Origin of the sequence: Oxalicibacterium faecigallinarum, from assembly GCF_014635705.1 — a bacterium.
Lineage (GTDB): Bacteria > Pseudomonadota > Gammaproteobacteria > Burkholderiales > Burkholderiaceae_D > Oxalicibacterium > Oxalicibacterium faecigallinarum.
In genome coordinates this window covers 450,008-470,535 of sequence record NZ_BMDI01000001.1, presented here as the reverse complement: position 1 = coordinate 470,535, position 20,528 = coordinate 450,008, and the positions used below count along the sequence as shown (strand labels likewise).

The following is a 20,528-nucleotide window of genomic DNA, read 5'->3' as shown; positions in this document are numbered from 1 at the left end:
TGCGCAGATAGCCGGAGCGCAGATCATCTTCTTCAGGCCGTTCGCCAGATCAGGGCCGCCATGCGTCCTGTCACACCGTCACGACGAAACGAGTAGAAGCGCTCGGGCTCACTGACCGTACAAGCCTCTCCGCCGGTCACCATCGTCACGCCCTCTTCTGCCAGCGATGCTCTTGCGAGGGCGTAGATATCGGCAAGATATTTACCCGGTTGCGTGTCGATTGCATGAAATGCGCTTGCCAGCACGACATCATGTGCAAGAAAAATCTGTCTCACATCCTCACCAACCTCAAACCGTGACGGCCCGATCGCAGGTCCCAGCCATGCCTGAATCGTACTGCCGCCAGCCGTGCGCATCCGCCGTACTGTCTGCGTCAGCACACCACTGGCCAAGCCACGCCAACCAGCATGCGCCGCAGCAACAACGTTGCCGGAAACATCCGCAAACAGCACCGGCAGGCAATCGGCCGTCATGATGCCGCACACCACGTTTGGCTGTGTCGTGTAACTGGCATCCGCTTCGGGCGCCTCGACAACCGTTGCCGCATCCACGACCTGCGTACCATGTACCTGGGTCAGCCATGCGGGCTCGGACGGAAGATGCATCCTTAATCTTGCACGATTGGCCTGCACGGCTTCGGCCGCGTCATTGACGTGGGTGCCAAGATTGAGACCACCCTGCCCGTCCAGCGCACCGTAGACGCCCTGGCTGATACCGCCAGAACGCGTGGTCATGCAGGCCGCAACATTCGGCATCGGCACGGCCCACTGGGGCACAATCAAGGGTAAGGAAGCCATCATCAGGTCAAGGCAGGCTGATATTGGAACGCGCCAGCAATTCGCTGAAATCTTCCGGCAACTCGGCTGACCATTCACAAGCCTCGCCCGATACCGGATGAATCAGACCAAGTCGTCGCGCATGCAAAGCCTGACGCGGGAACAACGTCATTAAGTGCTGCTTGCCATAGAGGCCATCGCCGACCAGCGCAAAGCCGATCGATTGCATGTGCACACGAATCTGGTGCGTACGGCCAGTCTCGAGCTGGCAACGCATCAGACTGACCGGCTTTGTATCCAGCACGCCTGTCGCCAGACGTTCAAAATGCGTGATGGCCGGCTTGGCAGAGAAATTTTCGGAAACCGCCATCTTGATGCGGTCACGCGGATGACGGCCGATCGAGGCTTCGATCCGGCCGGTAGAAGTCGGCGTACCCCACACCAGCGCCAGATACTCGCGCTTGACCGTGCGTGCTTGCAACTGGCGCACCAGATCCGTGTGGGCAACCAGTGATTTGGCAACCACCATCAGGCCACTGGTATCCTTGTCGAGCCGATGCACGATACCGGCTCGCGGCACACCGGCAATCGCCGGCAGATAATGCAGCAAGCCATTGAGCAAGGTACCGGACCAGTTTCCTGCCGCAGGATGCACCACCATGCCGACAGGCTTGTTGATGACAAGAATCGATTCATCCTCGTAGACAATCGCCAGATCCATCTTTTCCGGCTTGAATGCCTGCTCTTCCGGCGCGGGCTGCGGCTGAATCACGACTTTCTCATCACCATACAAAGTCATCTTGGCCTTGGCGACTTCGCCATCAACACTCACATGCCCCGCATCGATCCACTGCTGCAAGCGACTGCGTGAATACTGCGGCACCAGCGCTGACAATGCCTTGTCCAGACGGACACCGCAGACCTCCGGCGTCAGGTCCAGTTCGATCGCAGACTCGGCGAGCGCCTCATCCGCGTCATCGCCACCCCAGTCACCATCTAATATCGTATTATCGGGAATCGCCATCTCAGTCTGCTTCACACCCTGTCCCATCAGCTATAATCATCCATTGTTCAGCGGTCTCTTCGCACATCAAGCACATCATGCAAAAAATCACGCAAAAAATCCTTCTTGTTACCTTTGCCATTTTGATGGCAGCTTGCAGTTCCACTGCCGAGCAGGCGGACGAAACCAAGAACTGGTCGCCGTCGAAATTATACGCGGAGGGTCGCGATGAGCTGAACTCCGGTAACTACGAAAAAGCCATCAAGCACTTTGAGAAGCTGGAATCGCGTTATCCGTTCGGTACCTACGCACAACAGGCGCAGATGGAAATCGCCTATGCCTACTACCGCCAAGGCGATCAGCCACAGGCTCTGGCTGCCGTCGAGCGCTTCATCAAGCTGCATCCGGATCATGTCAATGTTGATTACATGTACTATCTGCGCGGCCTGATCAACTTTAACGATCGTGTCAGCATTTTCGACGTTTTCTCACGCCAAGACCCGACCGAGCGCGATCAAAAGGCAGTACGTGAAGCATTCGATGCCTTCAAACTGCTGGTTGAACGCTTTCCCGACAGCAAGTACACGCCCGATGCCCGTGATCGCCTCGCCTATCTGGTAAATGCAATGGCGAAATACGATGTCCACGTTGCCGATTATTACTATCGCCGTGGCGCATATCTGGCGGCCGTCAATCGTGCGCAGTCAGCAGTCAAAAACTATCCTGGCACGCCAGCCGTGGAACAAGCGCTCTACATCATGGTGAAATCCTATGAAGCGCTGAATCTGCCTGAACTGCGCGCCGACGCGGAACGCGTATTGAACCTGAACTATCCGAACAGCGTTTATTACAAAGGTGGTCCAAAGGCCAAAGAAAAACCCTGGTATCAGATCTGGTAAAACGCCGGGATGGATCTCTGATGGAATCAAATAAAAAGCCTCGCAATGCGAGGCTTTTTATTTGCCGACACGTTTCAATGTCAGGCAATCTTGCGCAGACTTGTCTCAGTCTGCTGCCGTTTGCAAAGTGATCGGCACATAAGGTGTCTGCAAGTCACGCTCGGGAATTTCCCAGATCACCAGTTTCGGTGGCGTCTGTCTGAATGCGGGATTACTGAAATACTGATTGGCGCCACCGGAAAACTCACCGCCATCCTTGGCAAAATTACCAACCGCTGCACCCAGCGCCATCTGCAGGAAATCGGCGAAATGGGAGTTACGCGAAAACGAAGTCCCGATCAGGGCGACGTTAGGCAAATGATCGTCCCCAAACAAATCATCCAGATCGTCACCGCCTGCCCCTGCTGCATCCTGCTTTTCGCTGACCCTGATGGCTTTCACACTTTCCGGTGCCGGTTGCATGCGAAGTGGCAACCAGTCGATACCGGCAAGACGCACCAGATCACCTGGCCGCAATGCAGAAGCCTGTTCATGCGCTTCAAATGTTTTGTGTGGCGTCGCATCAATGCCCATCGCCTTCACTTGTGACGCAATCGCTTCGGCCGCTGCCTGTGCGCCGGATTCACTCCAATGCGTGTCCGTGCGCAAGTAAGCGGCGGCACCCAATGGCTGCAAAGCAGGCGCCAGATTCAACACCGAGACGCCAGCACGTTGCAATGAAGCAGCCCATGTCACCGCGCGTTCGGCAATGACAGCGGGACGCGCCAGATTGCATAACTGATCTGCAGCGATTCTGCTTTTATCCGGCACGATCGCAACCAGCAAGGCAATACCCTGCCGACCCAACTTTTGCTGCAGCTCGATCACGGCATGGGCCTTGATATCAGCGTTTTCTTTCGCATGACGATTGACGCGCAGCTCATCCGTCAGGAAAAGCCAGTCCGGGCAACCGACGCGCACGCGCGCGCCAGTGTCATGCAAGACCAGCCAGCTTGCGGCGCGTTCAAGATCGGCGGCACGCTCAGGAAACCATGCCTTGGACAATTGCTTGGCGATCTTGTGCGTCACTTCGCCATGCATGACGTCATCACGCGTAAGATTCGTGGGCAGCATGTCAACCTTGCCGCTCCAGAGCAAAACACCACAGGAAACAAGGCCGATACCCAGCAAGCCAGCAAAGGCATAGGCCGACAGTTTGCTGATGCGCACCGCAAAATCGGTAGGTGGCGGCGGCAAATTATTGGATGGCTGCATGGTCGGCGTCTTTATCAGAACTGGAAGTACAGGAACGGCACAGCTTCACGACTGGCAATCAGTGCAAACGACAACAGGAATCCCGCGACCGGCCACAATGCAGCAACCCAGTTGAACAATGGATTGTCGGCAAATTTCTTTTCACAACGTACCTGCCAGATTGGCAGAACGATGCAAACCAAGCCCAGTAATGCGGCAAGGCCATGTACCGGACGCAGCGTCACAGCCAGCGCGTCCCCCAGAGCGAATCCATTCATGCCAAATTGACCTGCGTACATGGTGACCGCGGTATGGAAGTCCGGCGCGCGGAACAGGGTCCATGCGGTGCACACGAAGAACAAGGTCAGCACATGCGCCAGTACCGGCGGTATGCGCGGCAAGCTGGAGCGTGCCCACGCGCGATCCACGCATAAGGCGATGCCGTGTGCCGAGCCCCAGAGCAGATAATTCCAGCTGTCGCCGCCGTGCCACAGACCGGCAATCGCCATGGTCAGAAACAGATTGCGATAGGTATTCCAGACGCCGTGACGATTACCGCCAAGACCGATGTAGAGATAGTCGCGCAACCAGCTCGACAGCGACAGATGCCAACGTCGCCAGAAATCCTGAATGCTGTTGGCCAGGTAAGGACGGTTGAAGTTTTCGGGGAAATGGAATCCCAGCATCAGGCCCAGTCCAATCGCCATCGCACTGTAACCGGCAAAGTCGAAGAACAATTGCAGCGAGTAGGCCAGACAACCGATCCATGCATCGACGAACGATGGATGATCGAGATGGAAAGCGACGTCCACCAGTGGCGACAAGGTGTCGGCTACCAGTACCTTCATGCACATGCCGACCATGAAACGACGCGCACCGAGCGAGAAGTTCTGCCAGTTGAACCAACGCTGCACCAGCTCCTTCTGCACCCAGTCGTAACGGATGATCGGGCCGGCGATTGAATGTCCGAACATCGAGAGGTAGGTTGCGTAGTTGATCACACTACGTTCCGCCGCAACGGTCTTGCGATGGACATCCACCAGATAGGAAATCGCCTGCAAGACAATGAATGACAGACCGGCAGGCAATGCCACCTTCTGCCACTCCATCGGCATGGATCCATAGTGCATCATCAGATCATTGATGGTCGCCGCAACAATGTTGGCGTACTTGTACCAGCACAACACGACCGTGTTGAACACGACCAGCACTACCAGCAAACGCACACGGCCAAGAGAATCTTCGCGAGAACGCTCGATCATCAACCCACCGACCCAAGCCACAATCGTCAGCGCCACATGCAACAACAGGAACAGCGGGCTAAGCCAGCCATAGAAAAACCAGCTCCCCAGCAACAACACCATATTGCGACACCGGTTGGGGACCAGTGCATAGATCAGCAAAAATGTCGGCAGAAACAGCGTCAGGAATTCAAGCGAAGCAAAGACCATGGCAGTGGCGGCGTCCGATCAATGTGACAGGCTGTCTGTCGCCGATAACAGTTTCGGACCATTGGCTGAAGGCAATGCAAACACGCTATAACGCTCACCTGCTTTCAACTCGCCCAGATCCAGTGCCGGACCGGCATTGGCATTGGCACACACCAGTTGCACCGATAGCTTGACCGGATTGATCGAACGACGTTGCAGGGTACCTTCTGCCACATTCTTGAACAGATCTGCAGTCCTTCCCGCAGGGCGCAGGGTCGCATTGGCGCAATGACCATCCAGATTGAAGAAACCCAGCGATGCCTTCAGGCTGTTGAAGTCATCTGGCATGTCGCGCACGGTGATCTGCTTCAATCCTTTTTTACCGTCAGGCAAAGCAAACACGGTAGCGAATTCACCTGGCTGTGCTTTGACTTCCAGTGCCAGACGTTGCTGACCGCTGGCAAGCGTACCTTTAATCGTGCTGCTGGCAGAAACCGGGAAGAACAGCGAAGCGGGCTTGCTCGCTTCCAGCTTGAGCGGTGGTTGTCCGCGCTGCGCAATCACTTGCAGCTGATCGGTGCCACCGTTGACAAAGCGGATGAATGCCGCGTCCTCAGCAGGACCTGTCGGATACAAGGGAATATCGGCCGCCATCACATTCAGCGTCGACATCAGTGCAGCAACGCCCGCAAGCGCCTTGGCTAATTTCATTTCTTTGTTCCTTTGTTGCTGACGGCTTCCGGTGGCAACTTGCCCAGTGCATCGCCGATCGCATTGGCCCACGATTTGTAACCGGCCACCGTGAAGTGCTGACCATCAGTCGTCACCCATTGACCCGGCTTGGAAAACGTCAGTGAATCGATGTACGTGCATGGCGCCACGTTACTTGCCAGAAATTGCGACATCAGCTGCGTGCGTGCATCGTTCTTTTGATACATGCCGCCTGCCTTGCCCCAAGCAGGGCCAACCCATGCACATTTGGTGCCAGTGGCCGCAATCGCCTTGGTCAGGCCCGTGACGTTTTGCCATGCCCACGTTTTAGGGAATGCAGGCTTGTCGTAGGAAGCCATCGTGTCACCAATCACCAGCACAACCAGATCTGGTTTGTATTTGCCAATCAGCGTTGCAATCGGCGTGGTCGTGGCATCGCGCCCCTTGATCTGAATCTTGCTGGTGCCTTGCTGCTCCGCGCCACAATCCACCTTCTTCGTGATCAGCCAGTCACCCGCACTCGCGCCACATGCGCCAATCGAATGCACCTGCGCACCCTGCTGCGTCAGCTTGGCGTTGAGTGGTTCCATCAGATAGTTTTCGAGGCTCATGTGACTTTCGCCCAGAACCAGAAGGGTCAAACCTGCAAGTACAGAAGCTGCCATGTGTATTTCTCCGTCAATCAGTTGGAATAAGGGGAACGATAAGGGCTGACCGGCAATGCCATCGGGCTACCGAGCATGTTTTCAAACATGTAGCGCACATACATGCTTGCATTCAGTTGTCGATAATCACGCGCGTTATCCATTGCGAAGCGGCCGCCGACAAACAGTTTTGGTGCGAAGCGATATTCGCCGCTCGCCTCTACACCGTAACCAAGCCCGCTATTGCTTTGATCCGCATAGCGCTGGTTATTGGCGGCTTGCATCGCAGCATTGGTCGGGAAGTAATCTGCACCATCCTGCTGGAAATACTGCAGGCCAACCGAACCTTTGAGCTGGAAGGTAAACTGGTCATTACGCTTTGCCCAAGTGACTGGCACACCAAGTGCAAAGTACGTTTGCGGGCTGAAGTAACCGCCGTGACCGTAGGTATAGAAGTTCTGATTGTTGGCATAGCCCATCAGCATTGCGCTGACACCGGCTGTCAACTTGCTGTCCGGCTCATTCTGGAAGTAACGATACGCACCGGCTCCCACCTCTACACGCGTATTCGATTTGACGTTGTGTCCATCGATGCTATGCAGGGAGCCGTAACCGTAGACACCCACATCGGAATCGTCATAGCTCAATTGCACGCGACCGCCATTGGCTGTCACGCCCCCCCAAGCCAACGTACCGTCCGGTGCCGTCGCCGTTCTGATTGTGGTACCTGCAAAAGACGTGACACTATCCGTCACTGCACGACGCGACAGCGCGATGCCATAACGCACATTCGGATTGTCTTCCAACGGCCGCTCGATGCTGACGCCGCCGACGACATTGTTGTACTCAAAGCCCATCGGCGTGGTGCCGATATCCGCCTTCAGCCCCAAATCTCTGAGTTCATACGACAGCGCGATGCCAACGCCCTCTTCGCGACGTGATCCGACTGCAGATGGTGGCAACGTGGTATCGCCGAAACGTGTGGCAGCATCGGCATTCATGGTACCGGCGCTGAGTAACACCGGCGTGATGCGTAAGGCCAGACGGCTACTGCCGTCGCCAACCGGCATATTCACTTCCAGGGGCATCTGCACATCGGTCAGTTTGCTTAAGCCCGGCTCGCTGTCATTGCTGCGAATGTTGACGCCTTGCACAACGTAAGCACTACGCTCCTGCAGGATCTCATCCAGCGCACTTTGCGCAGGGCTGCTTGCAGCGGTGGCGGATCTGGCACCGCTTATTCTGGTTGAATCCACACGCGCCGTTTCGTTTCGTGCCGATCTTGGTCGTTGCTCTGCGGAGAAAGAATTTACAGGGGCGACCAGTTCGCTACGTGATGTCTGCGCAGGATACGAGGCGCGTGATCTGGTCGCCGGGGGATCGAGCAACACCTGTTCACTCCGGTATGCATCGGCAGCGAATGGATTGCCGACCGGTACGGTCGCAAGCCGGTTAAGGACCGTACGCGCTGGTGGTGGCACAACAGCAGCTGCAGCGGCAGCCGTCTGACTACGCTGACCACGGAACGGATTATTCGCCGCATTCCATGTGTCGGAATCCACTGCAAGTCCGCGCTGCTTTTCGCTTTGTTCCATGGCGACAGCCTTGCGCAGCAACGCGGTTGCTTCGCCAGTTTTCCCCATGCTGCGATAGATGCGTGCCGCTTCAGTCAGTGAGGACGCATCGGTATTCGGTAATTGAGTGAAACGCTGGAGTACCGTTTCTGCATAGCCACGGTCCTGTGCCTGTACTGCCGCATCTGCCGCACCGAGCAGCACACCGGCATCAGACTGATTGCGTTGCACCAATGGTTTATAGACTTGCAATGCCTTGGCACCCTCGCCATTCGCGGCATACATGCGTGCCAATGCCGACATCGCAGTTGCATCACCCGGCCGTTGGGTCAGTGCCGGGGCCAGCATGTCGTATGCAGCTTCCAGATCGCCGCCTTCACGCAACTGATCGGCCTGCCGTACGCGGTACAAGTACAAGGTATCGTCGTAACGTTTGCGCGTCGATACGCTCATCTGCTGATTCTGCAGGCTGCGCAAGATGGAATGGACTTGCGCATCGTCACCGGTCTTGAGCAGGATCGATGCGTATTGCAATTGCAGCTCACTCGACGGCGAGTTGTTGCGTGCAACCAGTGCACCCATCATCGATTGTGCACGTTGCGTATCACCGATATCGGCATAGGCACCAGCCAGCGTCGCCGTGCGATCGACATTGCCCGCCACGAGGGGCTGCAAGCGATCCAGCACAGCCAGTGCCTCCTGCCGTTGCCCACGCTTGGCGAGGCTGCTCGCCAGGCTGGTCTGATTGGTGAGCGTGATCTGATCAGCCAGATCATGCATATCGGCCGTACGGCGATCCGCGGGAATGCGATTGAGGACGCTTTGCGCATCTTTCCATTGCCCCATTTCCACCCACAACAAGGCGCTGGTGTACAGGCCATCCATATTGTCTGGATGATTGTAGACAAAAGTATCGATCTGGTTGCGTGCCTTGACCGTATCGCCCGACTTCAGATACAGACGCGCCAAATTGAAGCGCGTCCAGATGTCATCCGGATCATTGCGAATGGCATCCAGATAGGCGCTTTGCGCCGCAACAAAGTCACCACGCTTCTCGGCCACACTCGCCAGTTGCGAAGAGCGCAAGGCACGCAGACGCCATGCGTCGCCAAACTTGGCTTGCTCTGCAGGCGACAGGCTATCCAGCAACCTTAATGCCTCTTCCGCATGGCCTTGCTCCGTCAACACGCCGACCATGCCACGCATGGCTTGCGGGTGACCCGGCTGTACGGCCAATACCTGACGATAGTTGCGAATCGCAGCATCGTTTTCACCAGCCTGCGCCTGAATATCTGCCAGCGTCAGACGTCCTTCGATATTCTTGCCATCCAGACGAATCGCCTGATTGACCACGTCCTGCGCCTTGCGCGATTGGCCGCTGGCTTGCAGCGCACGCCCCTGTTCCAGCAGCGTCCAGTAACGCACACCGTCCAGTGCTGTTCTCCAGCGACTACCGCCTTTGTTGACTGCACGTGTCAGCAACTGCTCTGCTTCTGCATGGCGGTTCTGCTGCTGACGGACGATACCCAGGCCGCCCAAGGCATCCGTATCGTCTGGGCGCGTTGACAGACGCGCCTGAAATGCCGTCTCTGCCGCAGCAAGATCACCTTTTTCCAGCGCCTTCAAACCAGCGGCAACCTGCGGATCTTGCTGCCAGGTCGCTCCGCCACTGCTGGCTGACTGCTGGCGCCCCTTGTTCAACTGATCGCGAATTTCCTGATCGTTGGGATGCACTCTCAAAAACTCTTCAAACAACGGTACTTGCGACGGTTTTGGCGGCCCCATCCAGACCAGCGCAAGACGCCAGCTTTCATCCGCATCGCCTGCGATGTCCTCCCGCTTGGTCAAACGCTGCAACAAACGCGCACCCTCTGCACGACTGTCTTCGTGGCGAATCAGTTGTTTGCCGTAAAACAGAACAAGAATCGAATCATCCGGCATCTCGCGGATCAATCGTTCCATGCCGCGACGGGCTTCTGGCCATGACGCATCGTTGAACGCAAGGTTGTTGTAATACTCGCGACCGACCGTACCCTGCGGTGTCAGGCCGTTAAACATGCGCTGAAAAACTTCGGTTGCCTTGTCGCGCTCACCCGCATCAACCAGACGTCTTGCCTCATCCAGCAATGCCTTGTTTTCTGGCCTGGCCAGAGCGATATCCTGCTCCAGTTGCCGGGCCTGCCACGGCATCGGCGACAAGGCCTGCAGGCGCTTCAGATACTCTTGCGCCTGCTTCGCATTATTTTGTTTGACCCCGATCGCGCCCATCCCATACAACGCGTTCACCTGATTGGGATCAAGACGCAAGACCTTTTGCCAGACCTCGGTTGCGCGCTGCGCATTGGCGCGCGCCTGCCAGTACTGCCCCTGCTCGACCAGTTGCGCCTGCAAATCGCTGTTCTGCGCGTAGGCAGTCACACCGACCAGTGTCGATAAAATGGCAATGGCTAGCGTAGAACGGCGCGGACGCATGACGTCTCCCAGGACAATTTGAGTGTTCCGTCAGTGCGGAATTGATAACGTTTCTCGGCCCAACCCAAGGCAAACAGGCTGAGCATGACGTTGTAGTACAGAGGTTCGGTCAGTTGCTCGCCTTTGGCGAAGGCTGCTGCCATACTGCTTTCGGCAATACGCTTTCGCTGCTCTGCCTGCTGGTTCTGATCGCGTGCCATGAAATACGGCACCAGCGCGGCAGAGAAACCAAAAGGCGACACGCCATCGGTCTTTCCGGAATAGATTTGCACGGTTTCTGGCGGAACTCCGTTTGGCGGTGTGCTCTTTGCCATACCGTCCAGCGCATTCAATACCCGATGGAACGACGGGTCATTGCGTGGCGTCATGCCAGCCCACAGATACACGCGGATTGCATCGTAGCTGCCGGCTTCACCTTTGATCGGATCAGCGACAAAGACCCCGGATTGCGACGATGTACCGCGATAAGCAATCCAATCGGCAGAAAAACCTTTAGGACTGGTAGTACGGATCATCTTTACTGTATTGTCGGCCACCTGCTGCCACGGCCCCTGCGGCACCTCTTTGGCCAGCCGGCGCAACAGAGGCACCGGCAGATAACTGGGATTCAGGCGCCACAGATTGTTGGGTTGCACGAAGCCTTCCGGTCCGGGCAGCAGCATTTTTCCGAGACCCGGCAAATTGACGACCAGCTTTTCCTCAACGGTTTTGAGCAAACGCAATGCATCATTTCTATAGGCAGGTTTTTGCCATATGCGCGCGGCTTCCAGCAAGGCATAGACGATCCACAAATCGGCATCCGAGGCGGAATTGGCATCCTGCAATTGCCACTTGCCATCTTTCCCCTTGCCCCACAACCAGCCGGGTAACCGTGCATCCAGATCGGAGCCCATCATATTGGCTGCCGTCCATTTCCACAGTTTGTCAAAGCGCACCTGATCGTTGGCGATCAAGGCAAACAACATGCCGTAAGACTGCCCTTCTGATGTGCTGTGATTTTCCGCCATGCTTGATTCGAGCATGCGACCATCGTTCTGCACATAGCGCGACGCCCATGTTTCCCACAATGGCCATTGATTGACCGTGCAGCTTTTTTCAGCCGCGCCGACCGGACGCCAGAAAAGCGCACCCGCCATCACCAGCAACGTCATCAACAGGACGTGCATGCATGAGGACGATTGCGCTTTGCCTACGCGCTGCATTACTGCCTCAGGCATCCAGACGCCTTTTCGCCTTTGCGCGCAATCCGAAGTAGACCAGACCGGCAAGCAGCAGCACGCCGAGTGCCGTGATCAGCCACATCAGCCCCACATGACGCGACATCAACCACTGAACGTATTTGAACCAGGACATGCTGCCGACGTAATACTGTTCATCCGCAACGAGTGCCTCCACATTCTTGCCGCGAATCACGACCAGACTGCCTTGAATCAGATCGGCGTTATCGACCTTATTGGCCAATGCTTCTGTCGCATGTACCAGACCTTCTTCATCGCCGCCTGCAACCACGACGACGCTGCGACCACTTTTCAACGGTGATTCAAAACCCGTCAGGTAAGTGCCGCGCTGGTCACCAGCGAACGCCATGGCCAGACGTGTCTTGCGTACGTTTTCATCCGTATCGGGGCTGAACCAGCTACGCACACGCACCGCCAGATCGGACAGTTCAAAGCGTTGCTGCTGCCCCGTCACATAGGCCGGCAGACGATCTGCCCACTGTTTCAACAGTGGCTGATTGGCACCCGAAGCAATCACCAGAAGATCTTTATCCGATACATTGCTCACATCAGCCGCCTGCGTTACGGTCACCGCCGTTGCCGGATAACCGGTCGACTCACCGAAGCGACCCAGCATGCCAAGATAGGCACTCAGATCACTATTGCTGGCACTGTCCGGCAATACGACCGCTGTTTGCGACAAATCGGCCATGCGGGTAAACGGATAACCAGCATCCTTGAAGACCCCCAGATTCGGCATGGCAATGAAATGATCGTACGCAGTAAGATCCAGCGTCGATTCCGGATCAATCGCACCGCGCATGTTATCGATGATGATGTCGCGGCATTCACCTTCCTTGATGTAGTCGTACATGTAACGCAATTGCAGTCGGGACTGCAGCGCGGCCGAATTCATCGGCAACCAGGTACGTAGCTCGCGCGACAGGCTCTCGTTCTTGATCATGCTGAGCAGACTCTTGTCCAGCTTCTGCATGGAGGGCAGGACTTCGGATTTCACGAGCTTGTCGTTAAAGCTGACGATCAGGGACGAATTGCTCGATTGCGGTTGTGGCGTATAGCGATAATTGAGCTTCAGCGGCGCGCCTTCCTGTTTCCAGTGAAACAGGTCCGGTGGCAAATTCAATGGAATCGTGATGTTGCCCGGGTTATAGCCAGACACATTCAACTGGGCGCTCGGGATCAGTTCACCAAGCTTGATGGGACGATCGGTCGGCAGCCAGTTTGGCGCGTCGTACGGTTTGCGCGGCTTGATGTTATCCAGCTTGTCGATCAGCACCGAGGTACCCGTCATTGTCTGACTACCGACGGACACTGCCAGTGCGGCACGTTTCAGTTCCGCCGCATCACGCCCCGTCAACAACAACAGCTTGCCGTTGGCATCGTTCGGATTCGGCATGATCGCCACGGTCGGGCCTTTCGGCGCTGGCACGGACAGACCTGCCACCTGCATCGCAGCATCCCCTACCAGCAGGACAATCGCATTGCCTGTCGACGGCAGAGAATCCAGTTGTACTGGGAAAGTGGCACCACGATAACTTGCCAGTGCGCCGAACCATGATGACAAGGCACCTGCTGCTTCCAGCGTGCGATTGTCGGGTGCTGCAGCAAAGACAAACGGCAGCTTCAACGGACGGGCATCGCGACGATCAAAGAATGGCAATGGCAGGATGGCCAGATCATTGGCCAGTGCGAGTGGCGTCGTACGCAGCTGCAACGACGATTCGCTGCTGATCTTGGTCCACAGGCTGGAATGCAGCGGATCTTCGCAACTCATCGTGTAATGACCGATGAACTGCACACTCAGGCGATTGAACTCGGTAATCAGATGTGGAGGAATCTCAATCGTTGCACGCTGTTGCGAGCCTGCGGTTTCCTTTGGCAGCGGCAAAGTGGCCGCGACTTCATCGTTGACCAAAATATTGATGTGCGACAGTTCCGGCAGCAAGGCCGGCGAGTACGCATACAGCAATGTCAACGTCGCACCGGTAACAACCTGGTCGGCACGGACATTGAACGCAACGCTATCTGTCGATTCCACGCCATGCAGATTCATGGAATAGCTGCGACCCAGCTGCTTGAAAGTCAGATTGTATCCATCACTGCTGGCCTGTGCGGTCTCCGCACTGACCGCGCCACTACCGAAAGCCAGCAATGCGGCTGCAAGCAATTTGACTGAATGTCGCGCGAGCAGGCTTGTGCCTGCGAAAAGCTTCCGGGTCATTGTTTTTCCATATTGTTTTCTAGTTTCGGAGACGGCTGCCTGCGCACCGGGACAAGGTTCTTCAGCTCAACCACTGTCGCCTTGAACAATTCGCGAATGCCGCCCATGCCGATGCACGTCACTTCGTACAAGGCTTTCAGTGGCGTATCGACACGACGATTGCCCCAGCGTGATGCCCAGATATCCGCGCGGGAGAACGTCAAACGCACGAGTTCGCTTTGCTGCCGCAAAGTCATGCGATCGAACTGTGCACCCAGCAATCCACCGCGACTGAACATGACCGTCGCCATGAACTCGCTTGGCTGCTGATTGCGGAACAACACGATCTTGATCCGCTCGCCCTTTGGAATCTCGATCCCGTCCGGCAGACGGAATCCCAATCCTTTTTGCGAAAAGTCTTGCGTCACACCTTCAATCACACGTCCGTCAGCAAGCTCGACATTGACCGACAACTCCGCCGCCACGCGTGGCTCGCTACGCACCTGACGCGTTTCACTCGCCACCGCTACCGACGCCGCGGTGATGATGATGTTATAGATGGTCCACGCCATGTTGATAAGAATGGTGGTCATCGCACCTTCTTGACCATAGGCCAGTTGCCAGAAGCCGAACGCCATACCGAGCATATTCAGTGTCAGCAACACGATGTAAGGTAGCGCCAGCTTCCACTCGAAGAATTTCTGATCGATGATGCCGCCTTTGTCGGTCACATTGAAGCCACCGAATTTTGGATTCACCAGTGCCATCAGAACCGGACCCATGATGTACCAGGCAAGAACGGTCTCGTAGACTTCATTCCAGAACGAATGGCGGAAGCGTCCCTGAATTTTCGAGTTGGTCAGACTGGCATGCAGGATATGTGGCAACACATAAGCGGTAATCATCAGCGCCGACGCATGGAAAATCTGCGCACCAAAAAACAGATAGGTCAGTGGCGCTGTCAGGAAAACCAGACGCGGCAGGCCGTAGAAGAAATGCAGCATCGCATTGAGGTAGCACAGGCGCTGACCCAGGCCCAGTCCACGTCCGAGCAACGGATTATCGGTACGGAAAATCTGCGCCATGCCCCGCGCCCAGCGAATACGCTGCTTGATGTGACGCGACAAGTTTTCCGTTGCCAGACCAGCGGCCTGCGGAATCGCCAGATAGGCGGTGTTGTAGCCAGCACGACTCATCTTCAGCGCGGTATGTGCATCTTCGGTCACTGTTTCCACCGCCACACCACCGACTTCCATCAGTGCTGTACGACGCATGACGGCGCAGGAGCCGCAGAAGAAAGTGGCATTCCACAAGTCGTTGCCATCCTGTACCAGACCATAGAACAGCTCACCTTCATTCGGTACCGACTGGAAGGTATTCAGGTTTTTCTCAAACGGATCTGGCGAGAAAAAAAAGTGCGGTGTCTGCAACATTGCCAGCTTCGGATCCTTGTAGAACCAGCCGACACAAATCTGCAGGAATGAACGTGTAGGCACGTGATCGGCATCGAAGATCGCGACGAAATCGCCGTCGGTCACCTTGAGCGCCGCATTCAAATTACCTGCCTTGGCATGACGATTATTGTCACGCACCAGATAGTTCACGCCGATGTTATGGCAGAACGAACGGAAGTCTTCCCGTTTGCCATCATCCAGCACGTGGACACGCAACTTCTCTTTTGGCCAGTCGATCGCCTGCGCAGCGAAAATCGTGACTTTCACGATGTCGAGCGATTCGTTATAGGACGGAATGAAAATATCCACTGTCGGCCACTCGGACGGTGGCTGCGTCAACAGCACCGGCTGACGGCGTAATGGCCACGACGTTTGCAGATAACCGAAGATCAATACGACCAATGCATAGAGCTCGGCAGCAAGCAGCCCGTAACCGAACAGAAAATCCAGCCAGGTTTCAAAACCGAGGGTCGACGTCAGGCGCCAGTACATGTAGCGCAGTGATGCGATCAGGGAAAGGACAATCAGCAGGACAACGGGGAAACGTCCCGGCTGCTTGCGCAGGATCAGCGCGGCGATGAAACAACCCGCTGCAAAAATACATTGGGAAACAAAATCGAATGGCACGGTGATCGTCAGCAGTGCCATTGCAACGGCAAACAGCAAGACACCGGTCAACACAATCCGACGCATCTGCGATGAGAGCGCATCAAACCTGCTGGTGACGGTTTGCCCCAGATGATGCAAACGACCGAGGAATGCTTGCTGCAAATCAGACTTGGTCATCTTGCTCAGTCACCTGCCGTCTTGGAAGACTGTGCTTTGAGCGCATCGGCGATGGACAGGATAGCCTGCCGGGCAGGTGATGCATCATCGGTCAGCAATGGCATATTGCCAAACGCAAGTCCTTCGCTAATCGCATGATCAAAAGGAATCACGCCGATCAGCTTGTCACCAAGGCGACGCTTCAGGACTTCCAGCATGTCCTGACAAAAGGTGCGCGATGCATCGAACTGATTGACGATGAAACTGCAGTGATCAATCCCTTCCACTTGACGATCAAGCTGATCCAGCGTCAGGAAGGAACCGGCATCGGGCGTGATGACGACAACGACCTGATCAGCAACTGCCAGCGCGTGCTCCATGTACGGTGTCGGACCGGGCGGCGTATCCAGCACCACCGTATCAGCCGTATTGAGCTTCATCGCAATCAGCTGACGATTCAGCCATTCATTGTCATTTTCAATTCGGCGCTCGAATACCCGACGCTCTTTGTCGGCCACGATGCCATAAGGCAGCATTTTTACCCCAACCATACCGTCGCATAACGAGGACTGCCAATCTTCGCCGCTCAAACCTTCAACCGATTCCTCTTCATCAGAAACCGCGCCCAAATGATGGCGCAAGGCATTTTGAGGATCCAGATCGATGGCAAATCCATGACCTTGTGGAGCCAGTGCTCCAGCCAATGCGGCACTGATCGTTGTCTTACCGACCCCACCTTTCAAGGAAACAACGGCAACCACATGTGCAGGCGTTGACGTCACCACCTCGGCTTTTTCCTCATTACTCGCCTGGATACTTGCCTGACGAGCCAATGCCACTTCATTCAAAAGAGAACGCAATGAGGATTTAGGCGCCGGCATAACAGATACCGTTGCAGGTTCTGATGTCAGCGTTGACGGCTCCACATTTGATGCCACGCGTTCCTGCACTGGCGCTACATAGACACTCGCCAAAACCGGCTCGACTCTGGTCTCTGTCACATTTGGCGCGCTGGCCGCGACGGCCATGCGCGGAACCAGCGCGATTGGTTGTTTAGCCTGGGCTGGCGATGATTCAGCTTGGCTGACTGGTGTCATCAATCCCGCTTGTGCTGCCGGTGCTGCCACAACAACTGGCACCACAACCGGTGCCAGCGGCGCTTCCTTATATTCCAGCGCAGCTTCTACTTCCAGATAACTATCCGTCTTAGCCCCGAACCGGTTCAGCAGATTGGCGATATCGTTTTGCACCTTGCTCATAATTCTTGACCCGAATATGCGTTTCAGAAACTTCCACATCGAACACGCAACCTTTTGCACGTGAGATTGGAGCGATTGGAAAAAAGAACGGGGTATGAGCGCGGCTTCAGATGGCGTTGCTGTACGACCTGACGATCAGGCGCACATTGACCGAAACAGAAACTTGGAGATGGCAACATAGTCAGCTAATTCACGCAGTTCACGCACTCGCTTAGTCACGCCTTGCATGTGTGAATGCGAAACTCAAATCATGCAAAGACCTAATTCTTCCACCGTTTTTCAACCGCAATTTCCGAGAAGAATTAAGTTCCATTAAGCAATTAACACGCCCATTGCATCAAATTAGCAGTGGCAAGACAACCGTAAAATGAGGGGATTCCGCATAAGAAACAAAATCCGAAACTGTAAAAAGTTAATTTTATTTCCATACGGCAATTTATTTAACAATCCCTCATATATGGGATATTGCGCTCCCCTATAGCCTGCTTTGTAAATGGTACAAAACGGCGAATTTACACTCAGAATATTTAACAATTCATCGAGAATGTTAACAATTGTGTCTTCGTAGAAATTTAATTTCCCCATGGAAATTAAGTGTGGTGAAAAGGTCAAACGGGATTTTTTTCTTCTACGGAAAACACGGTTCTTCTCTTTGAATGCACCATATGCAAGCAATGTGACCGCCTGATTACCATGGTTCTTGAATGGAAAAAAACCTCGCATGACGAGGTTTTTTTAATTGCTTTCCTACGCGCTAAACGTACTGAACGTTGATACGCGCAATTTCGCTCTGATACGTGCCATCGGCGTAAAAGGCGTAATAATTTTGTCCTGCTTCCACATAGCCGCTCGTCAAAATGGTATCGCTATATCCCCCACTGTTATCCAGTCGCACAGTCAACGTTTTGTTATCAATACCAGTCAAGATGTTGAGCACGTCCGATGCAGTAAACAGCAATTTGGTTGACTGATTATCGCCAGTCACGTCGATACGATTAATACCAGTGACCTTTCCAGCCATGAAGTCCGTCATGTTCAGGATGGATTCCGCATTGGTCAGCCCAAAAATCTTGAGCGTATCGAAGGTATTGGCCGCATAGGTTGTGGCCGTGTTGCCACCGCCGCCAACAATCGAAACGATATTGCTGAGTGTTCCAGCCGTTGACTGCACGTAAAACGTATCCGCTCCCAAACCGCCAAGCAATGTATTGTTACCCCCCAGTCGTCCATCCAGCGTGTCATTACCCAATCCGCCATCCAGCGTGTTGGTGGTCGTACTACCCAAGGCAGTCAGGATATTGGCTCCGGCATTGCCGGTCAGCGAGTTATTCGCGTTATAGGCACTACCCGTCAGATTCTGAATGTTGGTATAGAGATCGACATCCGCACCGCCTGTGCCTCCCTGCCCGGTTGCAAGACTGGCCGTGACGTCACCCAACGTAGCCTGATAGCTGACCGTATTGTTTCCAAGTCCGCCATCGAATGCATTTGCCACGTCACTCGCGATAAAGATGTCATTGCCATTACTACCAATCACGTTTTGCATGTTGGCGTAGGTATCGCCGGCAGCATAGCCACCACTTCCGCTACTGCCGTTGACGGTGGTATTCACAGTTTCCGAAACTTTCACAACCAGATTCGTACTCGACAAATTCACGATTACGCCAGTATTCGAGGCAGCGTAGTTCAGCGTGTTGATGCCTGCACCGCCATCGAAATGGTTGCTCTGAACACTCGCAATAAACGTATCGTTAAAGTCACTACCCGTGATATTGCGAATATCGATATAGCGATCACCCGCTGCAAAGCCTCCGGAACCGGTTGTTCCTGCAACAGTAGCAATCGTGGCGGTATGCAGATTGACGGTAACGCCCGCCGTCGAGTGCGCATAACTGACCGTATCGGAACCACCAGATCCGGTGAAAACATTCACTGCAGAACTGGCATAGAACAAATCGTCAGATGTGCTACCGATCACATTCTGAAATCCGCTGAAAGTATCGCCGTATGATTCACTACCAACGGCAGAACCGGCACCATTTCCAGCATGCAGATTGACGACGACGCCAAGCGTAGAGCCCGCATAGTTAAGCGTGTTGTTCCCGTTGTAGCCAGTCATGATATCGGCGCCCAGGCCACCCGTCACGATGGAGCCACCGGCAGCCAGACCAACCAAAACGTCATTATGAGCACTACCGGTAAGGTTCTGAATATTGATGTAGACATCGCCGGCTGCATCGCCACTGGAACTGAGCGTCGTATTCAAATCCGCACGCACTGCGGTCGACGAGTTTTGATAACTCACCGTGTTATTGCCGCCAGCGCCACCATCAAGAATATTGACCTGCGAATTAGCGATGAAAAAGTCGTCGTATGACGAACCGATCAGATTGTTGATGAATGACAATCGGTCCCCGGCAGCATCGCCGCCTGAAGTACCGGTGCCGTCAGAATAGTTAAGATTGATCGTCACGCCGGCTGACGAACCTGCGTAGCTGGCATACGTATTGGCCCTGTTAGGCGCTATGCCTATCAATGTATCGCCTCCAGCACCACCGGTAAGCACTGTCCTGCCGCTTGCAGCGCCAATCAGGGTATCCGCGTAACTACTGCCAATCACATTCTCTATACCGACATAGGTATCGCCTGCTGCCCAGCCACCTGAACCCGTGCCAGTGGTCGCAGATAGATTGACTGTCACCCCCGCGGTTGAATTGATGTAGCTCACCGTATCGCTGCCAGCACCGCCATCAAAGTCGTTTGCCAAGGAGCTCGCAATGAAAATATCATCGCCCGATCCACCCGTGGCATCCTGAATGTTGATGTACGTATCGCCTGCTGCCGTACCTCCCAACCCAGTACCCGCCGCT

13 protein-coding genes are annotated in these 20,528 nt (G+C 55.0%); 1 reads left to right on the top strand and 12 read right to left on the bottom strand.

Translation table 11 applies throughout. The features are described from left to right. Positions 1 to 32: 32 nt before the first annotated feature. Complete coding sequence (pgeF, locus tag IEV29_RS02275) at positions 33 to 797, bottom strand: peptidoglycan editing factor PgeF (RefSeq protein ID WP_229726177.1); 765 nt, start codon at positions 795 to 797, stop codon at positions 33 to 35. A 7-nt stretch (positions 798 to 804) separates the two neighbouring features. Further along, on the bottom strand, positions 805 to 1,800 hold the full coding sequence (locus IEV29_RS02270; RefSeq protein WP_229726175.1) for an RluA family pseudouridine synthase: 996 nt from the start codon (positions 1,798 to 1,800) through the stop codon (positions 805 to 807). A 77-nt stretch (positions 1,801 to 1,877) separates the two neighbouring features. Here IEV29_RS02270 and IEV29_RS02265 point away from each other — a divergent pair, with 77 nt between their 5' ends. Then, entirely contained in the window at positions 1,878 to 2,678 is an 801-nt protein-coding gene (locus tag IEV29_RS02265; protein ID WP_188379643.1) for an outer membrane protein assembly factor BamD, read from the top strand. A gap of 105 nt (positions 2,679 to 2,783) precedes the next feature. Here IEV29_RS02265 and IEV29_RS02260 read toward each other — a convergent pair whose 3' ends face one another. From IEV29_RS02260 to IEV29_RS02215, 10 genes are all read right to left on the bottom strand, one after another. After that, complete coding sequence (locus IEV29_RS02260) at positions 2,784 to 3,932, bottom strand: alginate O-acetyltransferase AlgX-related protein (protein WP_188379642.1); 1,149 nt, start codon at positions 3,930 to 3,932, stop codon at positions 2,784 to 2,786. A gap of 14 nt (positions 3,933 to 3,946) precedes the next feature. Beyond that, positions 3,947 to 5,362, bottom strand: coding sequence for an MBOAT family O-acyltransferase (locus IEV29_RS02255; RefSeq protein WP_188379641.1), 1,416 nt, complete (start codon positions 5,360 to 5,362; stop codon positions 3,947 to 3,949). A gap of 18 nt (positions 5,363 to 5,380) precedes the next feature. Further along, positions 5,381 to 6,052 carry a cell division protein FtsQ gene (locus tag IEV29_RS02250; protein ID WP_188379640.1) on the bottom strand — a complete coding sequence of 224 codons (672 nt, stop codon included), beginning with the start codon at positions 6,050 to 6,052 and terminating at the stop codon, positions 5,381 to 5,383. Further along, on the bottom strand, positions 6,049 to 6,717 hold the full coding sequence (locus IEV29_RS02245; protein WP_188379639.1) for an SGNH/GDSL hydrolase family protein: 669 nt from the start codon (positions 6,715 to 6,717) through the stop codon (positions 6,049 to 6,051). Before IEV29_RS02245 ends, IEV29_RS02250 begins: the two co-directional genes overlap by 4 nt. 17 nt (positions 6,718 to 6,734) lie before the next feature. Then, the gene (locus IEV29_RS02240) at positions 6,735 to 10,742 is read right to left on the bottom strand and encodes a cellulose biosynthesis protein BcsC (protein ID WP_188379638.1); all 4,008 of its coding nucleotides are present in this window, start codon (positions 10,740 to 10,742) and stop codon (positions 6,735 to 6,737) included. Next, complete coding sequence (gene bcsZ, locus IEV29_RS02235; protein ID WP_229726174.1) at positions 10,718 to 11,959, bottom strand: cellulose synthase complex periplasmic endoglucanase BcsZ; 1,242 nt, start codon at positions 11,957 to 11,959, stop codon at positions 10,718 to 10,720. The genes IEV29_RS02240 and bcsZ overlap by 25 nt, the downstream gene beginning before the upstream one ends. Continuing rightward, complete coding sequence (gene bcsB, locus IEV29_RS02230) at positions 11,952 to 14,201, bottom strand: cellulose biosynthesis cyclic di-GMP-binding regulatory protein BcsB (RefSeq protein ID WP_188379637.1); 2,250 nt, start codon at positions 14,199 to 14,201, stop codon at positions 11,952 to 11,954. The genes bcsZ and bcsB overlap by 8 nt, the downstream gene beginning before the upstream one ends. Next, positions 14,198 to 16,420, bottom strand: coding sequence for a UDP-forming cellulose synthase catalytic subunit (gene bcsA, locus IEV29_RS02225; RefSeq protein ID WP_188379636.1), 2,223 nt, complete (start codon positions 16,418 to 16,420; stop codon positions 14,198 to 14,200). Before bcsA ends, bcsB begins: the two co-directional genes overlap by 4 nt. Positions 16,421 to 16,425: 5 nt before the next feature. Further along, the gene (bcsQ, locus tag IEV29_RS02220) at positions 16,426 to 17,658 is read right to left on the bottom strand and encodes a cellulose biosynthesis protein BcsQ (RefSeq protein ID WP_188379635.1); all 1,233 of its coding nucleotides are present in this window, start codon (positions 17,656 to 17,658) and stop codon (positions 16,426 to 16,428) included. A gap of 754 nt (positions 17,659 to 18,412) precedes the next feature. Further along, a partial coding sequence (locus IEV29_RS02215) for a beta strand repeat-containing protein (protein ID WP_188379634.1) occupies positions 18,413 to 20,528 on the bottom strand: 2,116 nt, incomplete at its 5' end.

Excerpts from the sequence above, each read along its gene's own strand:
- IEV29_RS02255 (WP_188379641.1), bottom strand. The coding sequence starts at position 5,362 with ATGGTCTTTGCTTCGCTTGAATTCCTGACGCTGTTTCTGCCGACATTT.
- IEV29_RS02260 (WP_188379642.1), bottom strand. The coding sequence starts at position 3,932 with ATGCAGCCATCCAATAATTTGCCGCCGCCACCTACCGATTTTGCGGTG.
- IEV29_RS02250 (WP_188379640.1), bottom strand. The coding sequence starts at position 6,052 with ATGAAATTAGCCAAGGCGCTTGCGGGCGTTGCTGCACTGATGTCGACG.
- IEV29_RS02240 (WP_188379638.1), bottom strand. The coding sequence starts at position 10,742 with ATGCGTCCGCGCCGTTCTACGCTAGCCATTGCCATTTTATCGACACTG.
- bcsB (WP_188379637.1), bottom strand. The coding sequence starts at position 14,201 with ATGACCCGGAAGCTTTTCGCAGGCACAAGCCTGCTCGCGCGACATTCA.
- bcsA (WP_188379636.1), bottom strand. The coding sequence starts at position 16,420 with ATGACCAAGTCTGATTTGCAGCAAGCATTCCTCGGTCGTTTGCATCAT.
- bcsQ (WP_188379635.1), bottom strand. The coding sequence starts at position 17,658 with ATGAGCAAGGTGCAAAACGATATCGCCAATCTGCTGAACCGGTTCGGG.
- bcsZ (WP_229726174.1), bottom strand. The coding sequence starts at position 11,959 with ATGCCTGAGGCAGTAATGCAGCGCGTAGGCAAAGCGCAATCGTCCTCA.
- IEV29_RS02265 (WP_188379643.1), top strand. The coding sequence starts at position 1,878 with ATGCAAAAAATCACGCAAAAAATCCTTCTTGTTACCTTTGCCATTTTG.
- IEV29_RS02245 (WP_188379639.1), bottom strand. The coding sequence starts at position 6,717 with ATGGCAGCTTCTGTACTTGCAGGTTTGACCCTTCTGGTTCTGGGCGAA.
- pgeF (WP_229726177.1), bottom strand. The coding sequence starts at position 797 with ATGGCTTCCTTACCCTTGATTGTGCCCCAGTGGGCCGTGCCGATGCCG.
- IEV29_RS02270 (WP_229726175.1), bottom strand. The coding sequence starts at position 1,800 with ATGGCGATTCCCGATAATACGATATTAGATGGTGACTGGGGTGGCGAT.